Raw genomic sequence first — 18,627 nt, forward strand, 5'->3', positions numbered from 1 at the left:
CCATTCCTCAGTTTCGCTTCGAAGAGATCGGCCTGCTAATCCGCCGATCTGCCTGGTTGTTTAAAACAGCGCTAACTGGGAGCGCTGCGGCCACGTTCCATGGTGAGTCTCAGTGTTCGCCTGCCATCCGCTTGAACGCGGAAGAAAGTCGTGCCCTCAACAACATCACCGCGAACCTGTTGTTAGTGATGAAATAGCGCTTCCACATACGCCTCGGTTCCTGAATGACCCGGTAAGCCCATTCCAGACCGTGGCGTTGCATCCATTGCGGAGCTCGACGTACTTTGCCCGCGACGACGTCGAAAGTCCCGCCGACACCCATTACGAAATCGACGCCGAGACGATCTTGCCATCGATTGATAAAGCTTTCCTTCTTTGGCGATGTGATCGCGACGAAGAGGAGTTTGGCGCCAGATTTCCGAATCGTCTCGACCATGCCCTCTTCGTCATCCCAGAAGTATCCGTGATGGTAACCAGCGATTCTCAGCTCTGGGTGTCGCAGCGTTACGACCGCCGCAGTCCGAGCCACCACCTCATCAGCCGCGCCGAGGAGAAATACGGGCAACTCGCGTGCCGCCGCCATCTGCAAGAGACGGTCGAACAGATCAACTCCCGCTACTCGCTCCGGCACGGCGTGACCCAACAGGCGTGCGCCCCAAACTACACCCATGCCGTCGATGTTTACAATGTCGCAAGCACGGACCGATGAATGAAGCACGCTGTCTGTCTGCATGTTGACGAGCTTCGCTACATTAACCACAACGTGTTGAGTAAACTGCCGGGCCTCAATACGATCGCCAATGATGTTCACGGTCTCCTGCATGGTGGCAATGTCCATCGGGCATCCAAATAGCTCGATTCGTTTCACTGTCTTCCCCTAGGAATATTCGATCTTTTCTTACTCTCACTTGAATCGAGCGCTGTTTGCGTATGTCCCTATGGCGTAGAAAGCCCACGCCTGCGTCCAGCGTAAATAGTTGATTCGATTCTTCGTCAGTCTTCCTCTCTGGTACATGAAACGGCTCTCACGCGGCATGTAGAGGGTGTTGAGCGCTCGCTTGAAAACTCTATCCGATAACCGGTGATCTTCGTCGGACGCGCCAACGTTAAGCAGCGTAAGCAATGCCTGAGCTACCGAATGCGTATCGAGCGGCCAGATAGCGTTGTCGTAGTATTTAACGGTGCCATCTGGCAAGAAGAAATTCTGTCGGTAGTAGGCCATTCCTCGGCCGATGGCGTCGCTAAACTCCTCAGTTCCCGCCGATCGTTGTAGTGCCGACAATGCTTCCAGGTTGTAGCCGGTATGAAAGCCATCCACGAACGAATGATGGCCGCGAGTGCCGTAGCACCAGGCACCGTCCTCGCGTTGCATTGCTATTGAGCGGCGGGCAGCGCCGAGCGCGCGCTGCATCAGCGCACCGTTACCCACGCGACTCGCGGTTTCGCCGACAACCGCAGCCGCCCACAAGTTTGCGTTGTGTACGAATGCGGCTTCACCGGGGATGTATGCATAATAGCCATCCTCCTCCCGGTAGAGTGAATCGATAAAAAAGCCGGCGTCGGTTGCCGCATCGATAAATCGCCGCTCACCGGTTTCATCTCCAAGTGCGGCAAGTGCCCGGGCTATATAACATGTCGTGATTGCATTGGGCGTGCCGCGAGGCACGAAGAAAGCGCGCGCGGCCCAGTCAAAGTGGTAGCCCCAAGCACTGTGCGTCCATTTCTCCCGATCGCAACGCTGGTCCAGCAGCCAATCTGCGAGCCCAACGGCTTCTTCAATTGACCATCCGTCGCCAACCCTTCGTTCACGTTCCAGAAGTCCAAGGATGATCAATGCAATGCCTTTGGGGTTGCGGCGGCGCGCGACGCCGACAAACGGGCGCAAGTTCGCGAGGCTGCGTTTGTGAAACTGCAGCCATGCGATCTTTGCAAACGGCAGAGAGCCAAGTCCTAGGTTCTCGAACAATACGCTGTTGAGGCCGTCGAAAGGGTCATAGCCGGCGTAGCCGGTCGCACGGCATTGCATAACCAGCGCATCGGCGAGCGTGCCGGCGTCGAGATGGATAGTCATTCGCTCGCCTCCGCGCGCTCCGAGATAGAGACAGGTCCATAAAACAATCCAGTCTCGCTAGTCCGCGCTTGAAAATTTTGCCAGCTTGGCTTGTAGACTCCAAGCTTCAAATAGGCGTGGCGTTCGTGAGGATACGCATTCGGGAAACCGCGGGAAGCGAATACGTGCACGCCGTTCTTCCATAAATCCGTCACTGCACGCTCGCCAGTCGAGTCGGGTTGATAACGCAGAATCCAATGAACCCATTTCCCGCGATCCGCGCTCGCGCCAGGCAGAAGAATGTCATGACCGTGCCTGGTGTCGGCCCCACCGCGTTCTGAGAACAGGTAGTCGCCCCCTTGCAGCTGCAACATGAGCGGTGGGGAACCGACCCACGTGTCCGTCTGGTGAATCTGCATTATGATTTGCATCTGTTCATCGTCGAATACAAAATCTGCTGGCAGCAACGTCGACCATTCAATGCGGTACTCGTGCCCAGAAGCGACTTTCGCGGCTCGTGCGAACACCAATTCGCCGCGTGGCGTGCCATTGGCGACATGAGAGTAATCCTCGCTGCGTCGGATGCTGACTTTGACTGCATGTCGATCTGGAGATAGCGGATCTTTAACTACCGTGAGGTCACGAGCATCGGGACTTTGAATGTCAACCGCAGGATCGAAACCGTGGGCCCAAGTCGTAGCAAACAGCGTTTGAAAGCCGGCAAGCTGTCGCACTGGATCATCAACCGTTTGAGCGATTGAGCAGGCTGCAAAGAACGATAGAGTGACGGCTGTGACGTAGCGTTTTGGATTCATCGTTCGCTCCTCCCACGTGTATCGACCCGCCTATAGCAATCAACATATCGATCAACGATCGATGCGGCCCGAAAGCAGGTTTGAGCGCGAATCAGTCCTGCAGAACCCATACGCATTGCATGTTCCGGATCGTCGACCAGTTTGCATATCGCCTCCGCTAGCCCCCGCGAATCGTGCCGGTCGACCAGATATCCGCTGACACTGTCTTCAACGAGATCGAGAAACCCGCCAAGACGTGTGCCCACGACCGGGAGACCACAGAACATTGCTTCGAGTGTGGCAATGCCGAACGATTCGAAATGGCTTGGCATACAGAATAGGCGTGCTCCGCGATAAAACGCCAACTTTGCATTGCCATCGAGCCATCCTTCGAAGACTACCCGCTCATCGACTCCGTGCGCCGCAGCAATGCGCTGCCAGCGCAGCATGTCACCGGTTCCCGCCACCCGGACTTCGATATCCCGCCCTCTGCGGACCAGATCGGCGACTGCTTGAAATAGTTCATCGAGTCCCTTCGCTTCGCTCAAGCGTCCGGCAAACGCAATGTACGGTCTCGAACAAGCAAGTGGAGTAGCCGTTGGCGCGCCGTGCTCTGCATCGAGCGCCATATTCCCAACGACCTGGACTGCATCGGTTCGACGCCAATGTTCAAGCCACTTTGCTATAGGCGTTGAAACGGCGATAACGCAGTCGGCCTTATCAAGGAACAATCCCGATAGTAGGCGCGTCACCCAGTCCGCATCTTGGATGAAGCGTTCGAAATTCCCGGAATGTAGCTGAAATATGGTGCGTTTTCCGAGGAGTCTCGCGACAGCGAAGAGCGCAAACTTCCGATAGAAGGATCCGCGTTCTGAGACGTGGAAATGCACAACGTCAGCCCGGATGGTGGCCCGCACAAAGGACGGCATATCGATCAAGCCAAACGCTAGCAAACCACCCAGATTCCGAAATCCACGCGTTTCAAAGAACGAAACGGAAACGCCCGCCCGCCCGAACTGCTCCCGACGCATGGCTAACTGAGAAAGTACCGACGCGATGCCTCCTTTTTGCCCACGCCCCGGCCCTACCTGCAATACTCGAATGCTCATCGCCTGGCTCCGTCACGTTTCCCCGCAGTCAAAGAGGACCGCGAGATCAGCGATCCATTGTCTGAAAACAGATACATGAGCATGAGCGCTGAAAAGACATAGGAGGCTGAAACGAATGACATTGAGAAGATGTTGTCGAAGCAGAACGCACCGACCACAAATAGCCAGGCATGTCGACCCTTGCTGACCTGTCCATACAGGAGCATAAATGCGAGCCACAAGATCGCGCCCAATACACCAAGTTCAACGAAAAGGTGCGGATAGAACGTGTCGGTAGTCGTCAGGGTATTTCCGAGCCCATACCAGTTGAAGTGATAGATGCTGTAAAGCGGTGAGTGGTACTTGACGGAGGCTGGTCCACCAAAGGCGCCAAGTCCTTCACCGAAAAAGTTCCCTTTCATCAGCGACTGGAACATGACGCGATACGATTCAGCGCGCGCCGAATTTCCTGCTACGACGTAGAAGGAGATCTTGGCCATTGCGATCTTGATTAACGGATCAAGCAGTCCCGCCATCAGCGCGAACAGCACGACGCCAATCGCGGATAACGCCGCGATGAAGGAGCGTACGGTCAGTTTTCGCGCGGCGATGAAATACACCGTGATTGTTGCGAAGATTTTGAACGAGACACCCAGGAGGGAAAACGTCAGAAAAATAAATGCCGCTCGCTGTGATCGCTGGGTCGGCTGGTAGTGACGGCACAAAAGAAACGCGCAGAAATTGATGAAACTGAATTCCGAGAAGAATCCGATCCATCCTTGTGCCCTCAGATACAGGCCAGAATCAAACTTAACCGGTAAAAACAGCGGAAGTTTCAATCCATAAGCAAGATAAAAGTAACATTGAAATAAATCGTTGCTCAATACGACGGCAAAGAACATGAAAACGACCGGCGCAAGCTTGCTTCTGTACGCGAACACCGCGACGGTGATCCCCATGGGTGCGAGAAACCGCAAAAACTCTTCCCCACCGGCATTGACGTTGAATGCTCGCCACATGGCTATGTAGAGCGTCAACATCAAAGGGACGATCAACGCGATGAGCTTGTGAAATCTCGGGCGAAGCAAAATCGCGACGGCGAGCAAGACAAACGCACCGAGCTTCACGAGCTGGGACCCGTCCATTTCGAGTGATAGAAGCGTATCGCTGATGCAAAACAGCAGATAGGAGAAGGATATCGCCCACGCACCCACGGAATGCCATCCGGTCAGTTGCGATTCGCGATAGGACGGTACAGACGCAATGCTGGCGTTCATCGGGACGCTCCACAGGCTAGCGGTTGTACCTGGCATTTCACGTCGGAAACAGCGGGCGATCCGCAGAGATTGACGTATTGGCTATGAATCTGGCGAGCGCAACTTCTGATCAGCCAATTGCGCCAGACTGTGACCGCTATCGCCGCACAAAGAATCATCACGAGGCCGCTTTGGCCACCGTATGCATAGCAAGGAACAGCGAGCAATGCGAACGCCGACGTCGTGAAGACATTTATTTTCGCCGCCGACCCGCCTCGCTCGAACACCATCAAGATGCTGCTGTTTGCGATACCCATCATGCCGACTGCGCATTGGATCGCAAGCAACACGCCGGCAACGATGACGCCGGACTGATGCGTGGCGCCGTGTACCGGCCTCGCGGCTAGCAGCAGAACCAGAATGACGTTGAAAACCAGCATCGCTCCGTTACACCAACCAATATTGCGGCTCATCGTACGAAGCGAATCGTCGAGAGAAAGCGAGGCCGCCTTACGCCTGGCGAAATCTGCCAACTGCGTCATTGATATCGCGCGCGGCAATAGCATCCCAATCGCGGTAACGGACGAAAGCAGCGATAGCATCCCGGCGAACGCGGTACCACACATGACTGTCGCAGCCGGCACGAAGACCAACGGAATCCCACCAGACAAGAAATTTGTAAGTCCGAACTGAAGCCCCTCGGTGTCCAGTCTCTTTGGCAGCACTTCAAGCGCTGGTCGACCGATTCGCACGAACATCGCAATCGCAATTGCGCCAAGTGCCATTGCCAGCGCGGTGGCGGCCGACAGTCCGCCACGATGGCAAAGGGCGAGCATGCCCCCCGAACTGGCGATCAGTGCGATATCGAAGGCAATCGCGACGCGGAAGCGTTTTAGAGCCACAAAGTAGTGGCGCGCGATCTGGTATGCCGTCCAACCCCATAGCAATGCGACGAATGCGTATAAATTAAACTGCGCTGGTTTGAAGACAGCGATTGTCAGTGCGAGAAGGGTGCACAAGACAGTCGTGGCAAGACTCATCGTCACGACTCGATAGAATGCTGCGATTGCGCCCTGCTCGTTCCTGGCAGCTGGCACACGCACCAGTATTAATGTTGCCCATCCGATTGCAGTAAAGAACGCAGCCATCTGCACGATCGACATGCTCGACGCAGTCCGTCCGAGTTCTGCAAGCGAATAGACATGCTGAACAGCGAAGAAAACAACCACGCGGTACAGTCCTGGCGATCCGGTACAGATCAGGGCTTCGATGCGTTCAACGGACACGGCGCCTGCCAGCGCGTCGAACCTGAGACGTCGGCGCACCGCGCTCGCGTTTCCTTGCTTCATCACGCGAAGATTCCCCGTGTATCGACAAGAAGCTTCGACTGCAAGCGGCGCCGGTTGATGTCCTTGAATTCGCGGTGATCGACCAGCAGCAGAACAATATCGGCCGCCTCAATTGCGCTCGCGAGGCTGGTTAACTCAACCTTGCCGCGAAGCGCGTCTGGAAGAACTGACACGTTGGGTTCGACGACAACGATGTCCGCCACATGCTCGTCCGCGAGTTGGCTAACGATGTCTATCGCGGGACTCTCACGCAAATCGTCGATGTTGGCCTTGAATGCGAGTCCGAGACAGGCAATTACAGGTGTTTTGAAGCGCGCCGCCAAACGCTTTGTCTGATCGATAACGTAGTGGGGTTTGCCATCGTTTACGCCACGGGCGGCCCGAATCAGTTTGGCTTCTTCAGGCGCCGAATCGACGATGAACCATGGGTCGACAGCGATGCAATGCCCGCCGACACCCGGCCCAGGCTGGAGAATACTTACGCGAGGGTGGCGATTGGCGAGGCGGATGAGTTCCCACACGTTGATATCGAGCCGATCGCAGATCATCGACAATTCATTCGCGTACGCAATGTTGACGTCACGAAACGCGTTTTCGGAAAGCTTGCACATTTCAGCAGTACGCGCGTCCGTCAGGATACAGTCGCCCTGAACGAAGATTTGATAGAGCTCGCGAGCCAGCTCGCCGCATCTGCGGGTCATGCCGCCGATCACACGGTCGTTCTGTACGAGTTCGCGGATGACGTGTCCTGGAAGTACGCGTTCCGGACAGTGCGCTATGCGTATGTCGGACTGCTCGCCGGAATGCTGAGGGAAGGTCAGATCGGGACGGCATTCGGCCAGCCACGCCGACATCTTCTCGGTCGCTCCCACAGGTGAGGTCGATTCGAGGACGACGATATCGCCCTTTTTGAGCGCGGGAGCGATTGAACGACTTGCTGCTTCTATGTAACTCAGGTCGGGTTTGTTCCCGTCACCAAATGGCGTTGGCACGGCGATAAGAAATGCATCGGCCGGTTCTGGCGTCTGTGTCGCGCGCAAATATCCCTGTGTCACCGCAGCGTGAACCAGCATGTCCAACTCTGGTTCGACGATATGAATCTCACCTTTGTTAATCGTATCGACCGTGCGCTGCGATACATCGACGCCGATAACCTTCTTTCGGCGCGCGGCAAACGCCGCAGCGGTGGGCAAACCAATATAACCCAGTCCAATAATGGAAACGACATCGAATGACATAGCGTTGGTCTCGTCGCTTGATAAGTTTTTTAATGGAGAAAAGCTGCGGGCTGTTACGCGGTCTGCGCGACGCCCGGTGTTACGGATAAAACGTTAGCGTGCCCCTTGTTTGTCGTGCTGTTACGGCAAGGATTGCTAGCGCGGCCCATCGCGAACCAGTCGCTCATTTCATGTGTCCGACGCGTTACTCAGGTACGCGTAACCGCCATAGTCCCCATACTGTGCAGAGCGCAAGCTTGGTTTGAAGCCGTTGAAGACGATGCCTGTGATCTTTGCTCCGACGCGTTCGATTCGCTTGGCGGATTCGAGAAGCTCGCCGCTGCTGGTCATGCCTGAACGTGCCGCCAGAAGAACAATTCCGGCGAAAGGCGCGAAGACCGTCGCATCTGTGACCGGAAGCACCGGCGGCGCATCCAGAAGGACAATGTCGTATCGGCCGGACACGTTTGCCAGAATTCTGGCGATGCCGCCCGAAGACAGTAACTCGACCGGCTGCGCCATCAACGGACCCGTGGCGAGGAAGTCCACGTTCGGAGAGACGTCTTTGAGTATGGCCGCCTCCACCGGCATGTCATCCCGGAGTACGTTAGAGAGACCGACTTTGCCGGACACATCGAACTCGGCAGCCAGATGGCCGCGGCGAAGATCCACGTCCATCAACAGCACGCGTTTCTTGGACATTCCCAACAGAGCCGCGAGGTTTGCGGATGTGAATGACTTGCCGATACCGACCGAAGGTCCAGTCATTAGAATGACGTTATTCTTCGGGTTCTCCAGCAGCGCGAACTGCAGCGCGGTGCAGAGGCTTCGAATCGCTTCGACTGCCGGTTCTTGCGGTCGCGCCAGTGCGAGAATCGACGGACCGCGTCGGCCGCCTCGTTCCCTGACTCGCGTCAATTGACGTTGGGTATCGCTCAGCGGAATGGTCGCGATGACGTCGAGAGACAGATCGCGTTCGATATCCATGGGGTCAGTCAACCCGCCAAACAGGGTTGAGCGTGCCAAGGCGAAGCCGATTCCGCCAAACAAGCCGATGACGGCTGCTAAAACAATAACGAGAGCTTTCTTCGGTTTCGTTGGTTTGTCGGCGACCAGTGCGTGATCGATTACGCGGACGTTTCCAATCTTGCTTGCCGTAGCAAGTTGCAGTTGTTGAACGCTATTGAGCAATCCGACATACAGGCTTGTTTGAACAGTCACGTCCCGATTCAGCCGGACGATATTTTGCTGATCGTCAGGAAGGCGCTGGATCGACTCGTTGAAGTTGTCGATGTGCGCGCGCGCAGCGGCGATTTGTTGATCCAGTGCGAGCACGGCGGGATATTGAGCGCTGTAGATCGTTGCGAGTTCCTTACGTTTTTGCTCGAGTTGGAACAGACTGGACTGCGCCTCGACCGCCTGGCCCAGCACGGCCTTCGCCTGCTCGCTGAGATCAACGACTTTGTGGCGGTTCTGATAGGCATTGAGACGGTCTTCTGCGAGCCTCAGGCTGCGCTCTACGTCCGGAAGCTGGCTTTTAAGGAAAACGAGGGACTTTTCCGCCGCCGCCGCCTTGCGGTCGGCATTTTGCGCGACGTAGTTTGCTGCGATCCTGTTCAATACTGCCGCTGCGCGGGCTGGGTCCTGGTCGTCATAAGTCACACCGATGACGCCGGATTGGTCCTTGCCCATCTCTGTGATTACCAGATCCTTTCGTAACTGCTCGAGGACTTGAATTCTGGAATAGCGCCTCAGCTCGAACTGTGCGTTCTCCGTGCTGCTCAACTGCGACACCAGCAGCTTGATCGGTCCGGACGAGGTGTTCGCCAGCAAGGGCACGCCGACCACGCCCATGACATCGGCGTCGAGATCGCTGCCCGAAAGCCGATACCGATTGTTGCCCAGTGTGGTGACGGAAAACTTATCTTCTTCAAACTCACCAGGCACGTCGAATTGGTCGACCACTATGCTTTCCGAGCCCCACGCATAGCCGCCTATGCCGAGAATTCCCGGTCGAGACAACGAAGTCCGATGCTTCGCAATGAATGCTCCCAACAACGGAAAATATTTGGGTCTGGCGTCGATGTAGAGGCGCAACTCGTCGACCATGTTTGCGGTGACAAGGCGCGAGTCGAGGATCTGCATTTCGCCGTCGTCTGTAGATTTGATGTCGAACAGGGACGTCAATCCGCTCATCAGGTTGCCGGCTGCCGCGCCTGCAAGGTCCGAGTTGTCTTCCACCTGAACCGTGATATCGCCACGGTAAATCGGCGTTGCCAGGAATGCGTACGTGACCCCGATCAGCGTGCACACAATAGTGACCACAATGATCAACTTCTTATTCTTGAAAATGACATCTATGAGTGCACGGATGTCAATTTCGTCCTCGTCACGGGAAAATTGATTTTTCATTTTTTGTGTAGGCTCGTATTTCAGCGGTTTGTTGGCGCGATTCACCGGCTCATCCTGTTATGCACGCAAGCCCCGGGACAGATCCACAATGCGTCTTGTCCAATCCAGCACGCCGCGTTCAATTAAGGTCATGGCCTGATCGTAGATGCGCGCTGATCGGCCAAACGGATCTGGCACATCGACGTGGTCCGCATCTGCCAATCGATAGACCCGGCCGCGGGCAGTCGGATAGAACTTTTCGATTGCCTGCTTCTGAGCCAACTCCATTACAAGAATCAGGTCCGCTGCGCCACACACTCGCTCGTTGAGACGTCTGGCTACGTGTGACGACATATCGATGCCCCGGTCCGATAGCATCTCGCGCGCGAAGCGGTCCATGGGTGCGCCTTTGGCAGCGGAAAGACCGGCTGACGTCACTTCGATGTCGGACAGTTCGCGCTGCAAAAGTCCTTGCGCCATCGGACTGCGACAGAGGTTACCCTCGCAGACTATGAGTACCGTATCGATCATTTGGTCACAATCGCCGTAGTTAGGCCTGCATTGATGGCTGGGAGAAGCAGACTCAGCACGCGGCTAAAACGCACGAGGCCGTTGCCGTCGACGTACACCACATCTTTCGGTTGCAGTTCGAATTGATTCGCCAGGATCATCGATACCGGGGAGTGCGCGTCGAGATGGAAAACCTCTGCCTGCGAATCTGTCGACCCACGTATCACGTAGAGTTGTGCCGCATCCGCGCTGGCGGTATTCAGGCTGCCGGCCTGCGAGAGCGCATCGCTCAATGTGAGCTTGCCGCTCTTCATCGGCAGAGCTGTTACGGGCTTATTCACTTCGCCCATGACGAACACGCCGTTGTCGTCGCGCGATACGACTCTCAGCAGATCGCCGTTTTTAAGCATGATCCCGGATGGGTTTTGGTCGCTTTCGAGCATCCTTGAGAGGTTGAGACGATATGAAACGCTGTTGCGTACCAGGATCATCCGGCTTTGATCAGCGGCCGTACTAAAGCCACCGGCACGGTTGATCGCTTCATAGAGTGTCAACGGAATGTCGTTGACCGGTACAGCGCCAGGGGTCCTGACTTCGCCGTCCACATAAATCTGCTTGGCGCGAAATGATGTGATTCGAACGGTGAGCTGCGGCTTGATGAAGATTTTCGATAGCTCCGCATAGACCGCTTGTTGAGCCTGTTCGACGCGAAGACCAGCCACGTGGATTGAGCCTGCGTACGGAAACTGTATGTTTCCGCCGTTGTCGATCACAAAGCCTTGGGCCGGATCGAACGGTCTTGAATTGCTCTGATTCTGGTTGCCCAATGCGGCGGCCAATTCCGGGTGGTCCCAGACTGTGATCTGCAGTACATCTCCCGCGCCGAGCGTGTAGGGGCCAGTTTGTCCCGACAACTCGCGGGTTTGATCCGTGCTCGTCTGATCCGAGGCATCGCGCAGCTTTTTGATCAATGCCGTGTTGATGTCGACGATCGGAATCTGCAGATCCGCTTTCTGACCTTGCGCATCGCTGTTTCCCGTTGGCAAGCTTGCTGATGTGGGCATCCGCATGCCGGGCGCGACTGCGCATGCCACGAGTCCGTAACAGAGTGCGACGCATAAAGCTCTGCGTAAATGCAGACGATATTGACGCCATGCGCCGTATTCAAAAGTTCTCTTCGTATGGCCCATAGAATGAATCCTCGTATTGTTAAATTTTTTGGCGAGCTGGCTGGAGTCGTCGATGTACTAACTGGACTCGTTTGCGAGACGTCCTAGCCGTTGTTTTAGTTATTGCTGTACCGGAATCTGTTCAAGCTGACCTAGTACGCGTTCCTATGCGTAAATCCACGTACTACGGTTGCTAAAACGATTTTCATGTCCAGCCCGAAGGACCAATTCCTCAGGTAGTACAGGTCATGCTCGACCCGCTTTTGCATTTTTTCGACGCGGTCCGTTTCTCCGCGATAGCCGTTCACTTGTGCCCATCCGGTGATCCCGGGTTTGATCCGGTACCGGTGGATGTATCCATCTACAATCGTCCGATATAGTTCGTCGTGTTCAATGGCATGCGGGCGCGGCCCGACTATCGACATATCGCCCTTTAGCACGTTCAAGAATTGCGGCAATTCGTCCAGACTCGTGCGCCGCAAGAAGGCCCCTACTGGTGTGATCCGCGGATCGTTGCGTGACGCCTGCTTGACGACGCCGGGCTCGGAGGCGTGCACTCGCATCGTCCGAAACTTATAGATCTTGAAGACCTGTCCGTCGGCTCCTTTTCTCTTTTGTGCGAAGAAGACCGGGCCGGGTGAAGACAGCTTGACTGCGAGCGCAACGGAAACCATAAGGGGTGCCACGCAGAACAACGCCGCGATAGCAAATAGCCGATCGAAAATCTCTTTCTTTAATAACGCATGTGACGACAAAGGCGACGCAACAAGATTGATAGCCGGCACGCCGATCAGGTCGATAACGCTGCTGTCGAACAGGGCCAGGCTGCTCACGTCTGGAAGAAAGCGAATGTTGACCAGGTCGTCACGGAATTCCTGCAAGCAGCGCGAAATCATGCTTTCTTCCGACAGCGGGAGTGCAAGCCAGATTTCCTGAAGATTTTCGGTTCGAACGAAGTCGGAGAACTCAGTGAATTCATCGAAAAGCGGAGTGTTCGAGATAGAACGCTCAGCACATGGAAACAGGTCGAACGCCGCTGACACGCGAAAGCCACTTGTCCGTGCCGTCTGGATGCTGCGCACCACCTGCTGACAATGCGAGCCACGCCCAACCACCGCGACACTGCGCAAATTCAGGCCCGCGTCACGCACGCGGCGCAACAGTGCATACGTCAATGATCGGGAAACGATGAGTGCGGCACCGGTCATGCCCGTCCAGTAGGCGAACCAAAGCCGTGATATGAGATCCGTCCGATGCAGGGAGAACATTAAAACCAGCCCACAACTTTGCACGACTAGCCACGCGAGGGAGATCTGGCTGGTGAGGCGGAGCATGGAGCGGCCCCGCCACGATTGATACACGCCGAACACTGGAAACAGCGCCAAAGCGAAAGCAGCGGCAAATGCGATGAAACCGGTATCAACATGATTCCCTGTCAGATCCGCAAAGCGAATCTGTGAAGCTGCAACTGCGCCTCCGACAATCAACGAGATGTCGAGGACTCGTGCGAGCAATCCTTGAAAGCCTGTTGACTTCCTGCTCTCATGTGCGGTTGAGATGGCGTTCATGCTATGCCCGTGTCCTATACGCTTTCCCGGCGCACGTGGTGCCCCAGAAACAATCCGTCTCGTGACAAGATGGATTCTGTTTTTAGTATTCCTGTGTTCTTGGAAATCAGCCTACCCACGACATCGAGTTCTTGCTGAATCCGGAGGGGGATGGTTCGGCTGCTCGCTGATCGGCTACGCAAAAACTTTCGTATGCCACTGCCAATGCCTTGCGCGGTCGCACAAAATGCGGTCGCTTGTTGGTCGAAAGTGCGTTGCCGTGCTCGGTACTTTCCTCTGGCGTGAACTGCTAGAGAACTGGCCCACCCCGAGCCAGATCGAGCTATTGAAAGAGACACTCATTTGCTTTCCCCGTTTTCTTTAGCTTGCGTCTTTTGCGCAGCGACAGGGTTAAAGCAGCAAGCATGCCAGGCATTGATTTTGGTTTGGAAGGTTTGCTATCTTGCTGCGGAGTCAAGCCTGGCGACAGTTCCGGGTTCGTGCGCCATGATCGGTAGCGGTCAGCGCCGTGGATCTCGGGGCGGCGTAACGTAACAGCGCGCCGTAACGTCCTGGTTTTGTGTCGGCTCGAGAGCGGCTAAAGAAGCCGGCAGTATTGCCGGCGACCTGCGATCTGACTGTTGTTGCGAGACGCCTTCTTGTGGCGTCCGCCGCGCTGCTTCGTGGTTGTATCTGCGCCGCGCGTGCCACCGGTCGCGCCGCTGTTGCCGTTGCGTGAAATAGGCGAAGCTGCGCTGACGGAGACAGCCGGCGCGGCTAGAGACGCTGCCGGCTGCCCGTCACTTGTAATCGCGTCGGCCGCCAGCAAGGTACCGTGAGAGAGTAATGCCGTAAATTGTATTGAGCAGTTGCGCGCCTTCGGCCTGGGCGTTCGCAATGACTCGTCATGTTACGTGGTGCGTAACGGCTCGCCAAAGCCGGGCACGGAAGACGGAAGGTGCTGCCTGTTGTGTCCCAACAGATGCTGATGCTGCTGAGCTCGATGTGCGTCGGGCATCGCTTTCGCTTGTGACGCACAGAGATCATCGGACCCAACCTGCGCCCACAGGAATGCTGTTGAATGGGTGCCGGAGTTTTGTGCTGATGCCGATTAACTGGAGTGAAGACGGATGTCGCCGATTTGGAATCTAATCAACGTGACACATCCAACTGCCGCAGGTTGTGTTGAAAGAAACACGGAGCTAAATCCGCCACAGAGCGGATTCACTCTACATGAGGAAATTGCTTTCCATATCGCATCAATCCCTGCGCATCATCTCCACACTGCCGCGGTATCCAAGGAGCGCGAATTTTAGTACCGAGTGGCGTTTTCCTGGTACTGCTTTCCGCCTCAAACCTATCCAGGTCCCTCAGCAAGCGTTGGATCTGCGAAGCTTGCGTTTCCGTCAACCGGAATTCGCTTTGTATACGCTGAAGCCGCCTGCGCCAATAAGCCGGCTGCAAAACGGGCTCACCGCGAAACGCGCTCAGCGACGGCACCATCACACGCGCCACGTGTGCGATATCTTCATCCATTGTCATGCCATAACCCCGATGACCTCACCATTCATTCGTAGTGGCCTTGTTCTCATGTTGTGGGTGGACTGGATCTGTTCTGCAGTGTGCAGCCGGTTGCGGCGGCCATCATCCTACAAAGCCGCAATCTTTCGGTCAAGGTTTCTAATGTTCGATGATGTGAGGACAGCCCACTCACGTTGAGCCGTCATGCGGTTGTTCGATCCGACATGCACTTGCTGCGCTGCATGATCTGCTGTTTCTCAGGAACCGGCCAATACGGGCATCGTGTCAGTGAACTGCGTCCATAAAAAAGGCGAGTCGCTTACGGTTGTCTTGCAAAGTGTGCGATGGCGCTGCTTGCTCGATTAGCGTTAGCCATGAGCAACTCGTGATTGAGTCGGTTGTGGTCAACGGGCCTTGTGAGGCGTCGACATTGTTTGATCTGAAAGGGTATCGAATGCAGTCTTTCTCAGACTTCGTTACTCAATCAAACACTCGCGACAATCTCGCAAAGACGCCATTGCGCGCGATCCACGCTGCGTACTCCCGGTACTTCGGATCATTCATCAAATGCTTTTCTTCCGTCTTCGCTCGCAAGAAATAAAGCATATTCACAGCCAGTAGCGCCGCGCAATGCGTCACCGCCGCTTGCCATCCCAGCGGCTCGATAAACGGCACCGTCACCATCCAGTAAGACAGATTCTTCGCGATATAAGCGGGATGCTTGGTGAACCGATAGGGCCCCGAAGTAATGATCCCGCGATTCGTCAAATTCGAAAACCGCAAACCGAACGAGATAGTCGCAAGCGCATAGCACAGCAGCAAAGCGACGATGACCGCGCCCCACACAACTCGCACCACCGGCATCGAAGTAAGCCAGTTGTCCCAGAACACCGAGCCTTCGTAGCGAATGTACTGGTTCGAGATAAGCGACCAGAACGGTTGATAGCAGATCAGTGCGACGAGCCAGCCCAACGTCGTCGGCTCTGCGCTGCGTACGTGACTGTCGAGTATGCGCAACGTGCAGATGTAACCCACGGTGCCGAACATCAAGTCCATCGCGAACGACAGGTCATACATGAATCGGAATGTCGCAAGCGAAAACGGCGCGTTCAGCGCGGTCGTGAACGACGCGTTGAGGTGATCCGCATTGGTGGACAGATAGACGATCATCAGCGGAAGGAAGAACGCCTTCACCATCCAGCCCGCGAACATCTCGCGCACTGGGCGCCAGTTCGCGGGACGCTCGCCGCGGAATAGGAAGCGCGCCCATAGCAGGTACGCGTCGTCGGTTTCGCGCTGATGCCGGTCCATCCACGCGAAGTAAAAGGGCGCCGCGATGAGCACATAAGGCGCGAGCGTACCGAGCAGCGACCAGAACGGGTTATAGAAGGCGCCGTGATATTCGGGCAGCAGCCAGTAAAGCGCGCCGATACCCGCGTATACGGAGGCCAAAGCTGCGAGGCGCAATTCGACGCGCACGATGCTCAGCGGCCGCGCCGCGCGGCTCGCGAGGCCGGCGCTCGGGCGCAAATAGACGCGCGCGACGAACAGCTCGTAAGCGGCGATTGTCGCGATGATCGCCAGACAGGCAACGGTGCTGCGCGTCGCGCCATCGAACGAGCTGCTGTCGCGCAACAACCAGAGCGTGAGCAATCCGACGGCGATCCCGAGCAGGCCGATCGAGAAAGGTGTCGCCGAGCGCGGCCGCGGGTCGTGCACGCGCGCGACGGTATCGAATGTGGAGTTCATGTCATCTCTCGTCGTCATGACATTGAAGGCGGCCGGGCTGTCGATTTTTTTGGTGCCCGGCCGCTGTGCTTGCGTAACGCTTATTTGCCGGCCGACGCGACGCCGCCGAGCAGTCCGCCGACCAGGTTGGTCACCGGCGTGAGCGGATTCTTGTTACCCGAGCCGCTGCTGCCTGCGGCGCCGGCCGAGCCGCCGGTCAAGCCGCTGATGAGACCCGTCACGGGATTGGCGGGCGCGCCGCCCGACGAACCGCCGGCGCTGACACCGCCGGTCACGTTGGCCGTCAACGAGCCGAGCACGCTGGCGACGGGTGCCAGCGGACCGCCCGTGCCCGATGTCCCGCCTGGCGAACCGGCCTTGCCGAGAAGGCCGGTAAGCGGCGCGAGCAGGCCAGCCGCGCCGCCGGCGCCACCCGTGCCGCCCGCTGCGCCGCCCAGCGATCCGAGGTTGCCGATCAGGCCGGTCAACGGCGGGATCGAGGCGCCGCCCGGGCCACCTGCGCTGCTGAGGCCGCTGAGGCCGCCGAGCGGCCCGAGCAAGCCCGTGATTGGCGCGAGCGGATTGGTGGTCGCGCCGGTGAACAGGCCACCCGTGGTTGTCACGGTTTTGCCCAATTGGCTCGCGACGCCGCCGGCGTCCTTGCCGACCTGATCGCCGGTGGCGCCCGACACTTTGAGGCCTGCCGCATTGAGTCCGCTGCCAAGCGTGCCGAGCAGGTTGTTGAGCGGTGCGCCAAGACCAGTCGCGTTGCCGAGCGTCTGCGTCGCGTTGGAGACGGTGGTGGTGATCGGGTTGATCGCCGAACTGAGCTGTGTTTCGATCTGCTGGACTGGCGCGCTGGTGAGCGCGGTATTCAATCCCGAACCCACTGACGTAACGCCGCTGCCCACGCCGCCGACGAGGCTGCCGAGCGTCGACGTCACCGGGGAAAGCGGTTTCAGCGGGCCGCTGCCGAGACTGTTCACCACGCCGCCCAGCGCGGTCACTGCAGCACCGGTATTGGCGACGACGCCGGAAGTCGAAGTCAGCGTCGGGCCGAGCGGATTGGCCGCGCTGCCGACGGTGCCGAGGCCCGCGGCGGTGCCGTTGCCCAGCACTTTTACGCCGTTGCCGAGGTCGGTGATCGCGTTGCCGAGGTTCGAGGTCGTTGCGCCGTTGACGCCGGGAACCGAGGTGCCGGTGATCTTGGTGCCGGTATCGGCGGTGGTCGTGCCCACTGCGGTGATGAGATTGCTGGCCTGAGTGATGATGTTGCCGATGGGCGTGGAGGAGGTGCCTGAAGTGCCCGAAGTGCCTGAAGTACCGGAAGTGCCTGAAGTACCGGAAGTGCCTGAAGTACCGGACGTGCCTGAAGTACCGGACGTGCCTGAAGTACCGGACGTGCCTGAAGTACCCGAAGTGCCTGAAGTACCCGAAGTGCCTGAAGTACCCGAAGTACCTGAAGTACCCGAAGTACCTGAAGTACCCGAAGTACCCGAAGTACCTGAAGTACCCGAAGTACCTGAAGTACCCGAAGTACCCGAAGTACCCGAAGTACCCGAAGTACCCGAAGTACCCGAAGTACCCGAAGTACCCGAGGTGCCCGAAGTACCCGAGGTACCTGAAGTGCCCGAAGTCCCCGACCCCGACGTACCACCCAAACCGCCACCGCCGAGTCCGGGACTTGGGGTGTTAAGCGTCGATCCGCATCCGTAGAGCGCGAGTAATGTAGACGTCGCAACAGCGATGGCTGCCCGACCGGCAAATCTTTTCATGATGTCCCCGTTGAACGACTATTGGCGGGGACACTATTGCAAGTTGCACGCCAAATGTCAGTTATGGCGTGGTCATCCATTCAAAGCGCAGGTATATCGAAAAAATCATCCATTAAGAGAATTTATCCCTCCAAAATCGCAATTCCCGTCTCAACGACAAACCCATGTTCCGCCCGCGTGCTACGTAACACGAGCGCGTACCGTAACGATGCAAACCACGCCGCAATCATCG

13 protein-coding genes are annotated in these 18,627 nt (G+C 56.9%); all 13 read right to left on the reverse strand.

Features of this window, described 5'->3' with window-relative positions; genetic code table 11:
• Positions 1–109 precede the first annotated feature (109 nt).
• Positions 110–838 carry a WecB/TagA/CpsF family glycosyltransferase gene (locus tag ACFSNN_RS04995; protein ID WP_134460518.1) on the reverse strand — a complete coding sequence of 243 codons (729 nt, stop codon included), beginning with the start codon at positions 836–838 and terminating at the stop codon, positions 110–112.
• A gap of 66 nt (positions 839–904) precedes the next feature.
• Positions 905–2,071, reverse strand: coding sequence for a glycoside hydrolase family protein (locus ACFSNN_RS05000; RefSeq protein ID WP_134460515.1), 1,167 nt, complete (start codon positions 2,069–2,071; stop codon positions 905–907).
• Positions 2,068–2,865, reverse strand: coding sequence for a polysaccharide lyase (locus tag ACFSNN_RS05005; RefSeq protein WP_134460512.1), 798 nt, complete (start codon positions 2,863–2,865; stop codon positions 2,068–2,070). Before ACFSNN_RS05005 ends, ACFSNN_RS05000 begins: the two co-directional genes overlap by 4 nt.
• Positions 2,862–3,953, reverse strand: coding sequence for a glycosyltransferase family 4 protein (locus tag ACFSNN_RS05010; protein ID WP_134460509.1), 1,092 nt, complete (start codon positions 3,951–3,953; stop codon positions 2,862–2,864). The genes ACFSNN_RS05005 and ACFSNN_RS05010 overlap by 4 nt, the downstream gene beginning before the upstream one ends.
• Positions 3,950–5,209, reverse strand: a complete 1,260-nt coding sequence (locus ACFSNN_RS05015; protein WP_134460507.1) for a hypothetical protein — start codon at positions 5,207–5,209, stop codon at positions 3,950–3,952. Before ACFSNN_RS05015 ends, ACFSNN_RS05010 begins: the two co-directional genes overlap by 4 nt.
• Positions 5,206–6,537 carry a hypothetical protein gene (locus ACFSNN_RS05020; RefSeq protein WP_134460504.1) on the reverse strand — a complete coding sequence of 444 codons (1,332 nt, stop codon included), beginning with the start codon at positions 6,535–6,537 and terminating at the stop codon, positions 5,206–5,208. The genes ACFSNN_RS05015 and ACFSNN_RS05020 overlap by 4 nt, the downstream gene beginning before the upstream one ends.
• Positions 6,537–7,775, reverse strand: a complete 1,239-nt coding sequence (gene wecC, locus ACFSNN_RS05025) for a UDP-N-acetyl-D-mannosamine dehydrogenase (protein ID WP_134460501.1) — start codon at positions 7,773–7,775, stop codon at positions 6,537–6,539. Before wecC ends, ACFSNN_RS05020 begins: the two co-directional genes overlap by 1 nt.
• A gap of 168 nt (positions 7,776–7,943) precedes the next feature.
• Positions 7,944–10,166 carry a polysaccharide biosynthesis tyrosine autokinase gene (locus ACFSNN_RS05030; protein WP_134465500.1) on the reverse strand — a complete coding sequence of 741 codons (2,223 nt, stop codon included), beginning with the start codon at positions 10,164–10,166 and terminating at the stop codon, positions 7,944–7,946.
• A gap of 57 nt (positions 10,167–10,223) precedes the next feature.
• Complete coding sequence (locus ACFSNN_RS05035) at positions 10,224–10,676, reverse strand: low molecular weight protein-tyrosine-phosphatase (RefSeq protein ID WP_134460499.1); 453 nt, start codon at positions 10,674–10,676, stop codon at positions 10,224–10,226.
• On the reverse strand, positions 10,673–11,845 hold the full coding sequence (locus ACFSNN_RS05040) for a polysaccharide biosynthesis/export family protein (RefSeq protein WP_244322887.1): 1,173 nt from the start codon (positions 11,843–11,845) through the stop codon (positions 10,673–10,675). Before ACFSNN_RS05040 ends, ACFSNN_RS05035 begins: the two co-directional genes overlap by 4 nt.
• Positions 11,846–11,976: 131 nt before the next feature.
• Positions 11,977–13,392, reverse strand: a complete 1,416-nt coding sequence (locus ACFSNN_RS05045) for an undecaprenyl-phosphate glucose phosphotransferase (RefSeq protein ID WP_134460496.1) — start codon at positions 13,390–13,392, stop codon at positions 11,977–11,979.
• 1,980 nt (positions 13,393–15,372) lie between these two features.
• A complete protein-coding gene (locus ACFSNN_RS05050) occupies positions 15,373–16,641 on the reverse strand; it encodes an isoprenylcysteine carboxylmethyltransferase family protein (protein WP_134460491.1) in 1,269 nt (422 codons plus the stop codon).
• An 80-nt stretch (positions 16,642–16,721) separates the two neighbouring features.
• Complete coding sequence (locus ACFSNN_RS05055; RefSeq protein WP_134460488.1) at positions 16,722–18,395, reverse strand: collagen-like triple helix repeat-containing protein; 1,674 nt, start codon at positions 18,393–18,395, stop codon at positions 16,722–16,724.
• Between the last annotated feature and the right edge of the window lie 232 nt (positions 18,396–18,627).

The organism is Paraburkholderia dipogonis (assembly GCF_042680985.1).
Taxonomy (GTDB): domain Bacteria; phylum Pseudomonadota; class Gammaproteobacteria; order Burkholderiales; family Burkholderiaceae; genus Paraburkholderia; species Paraburkholderia phytofirmans.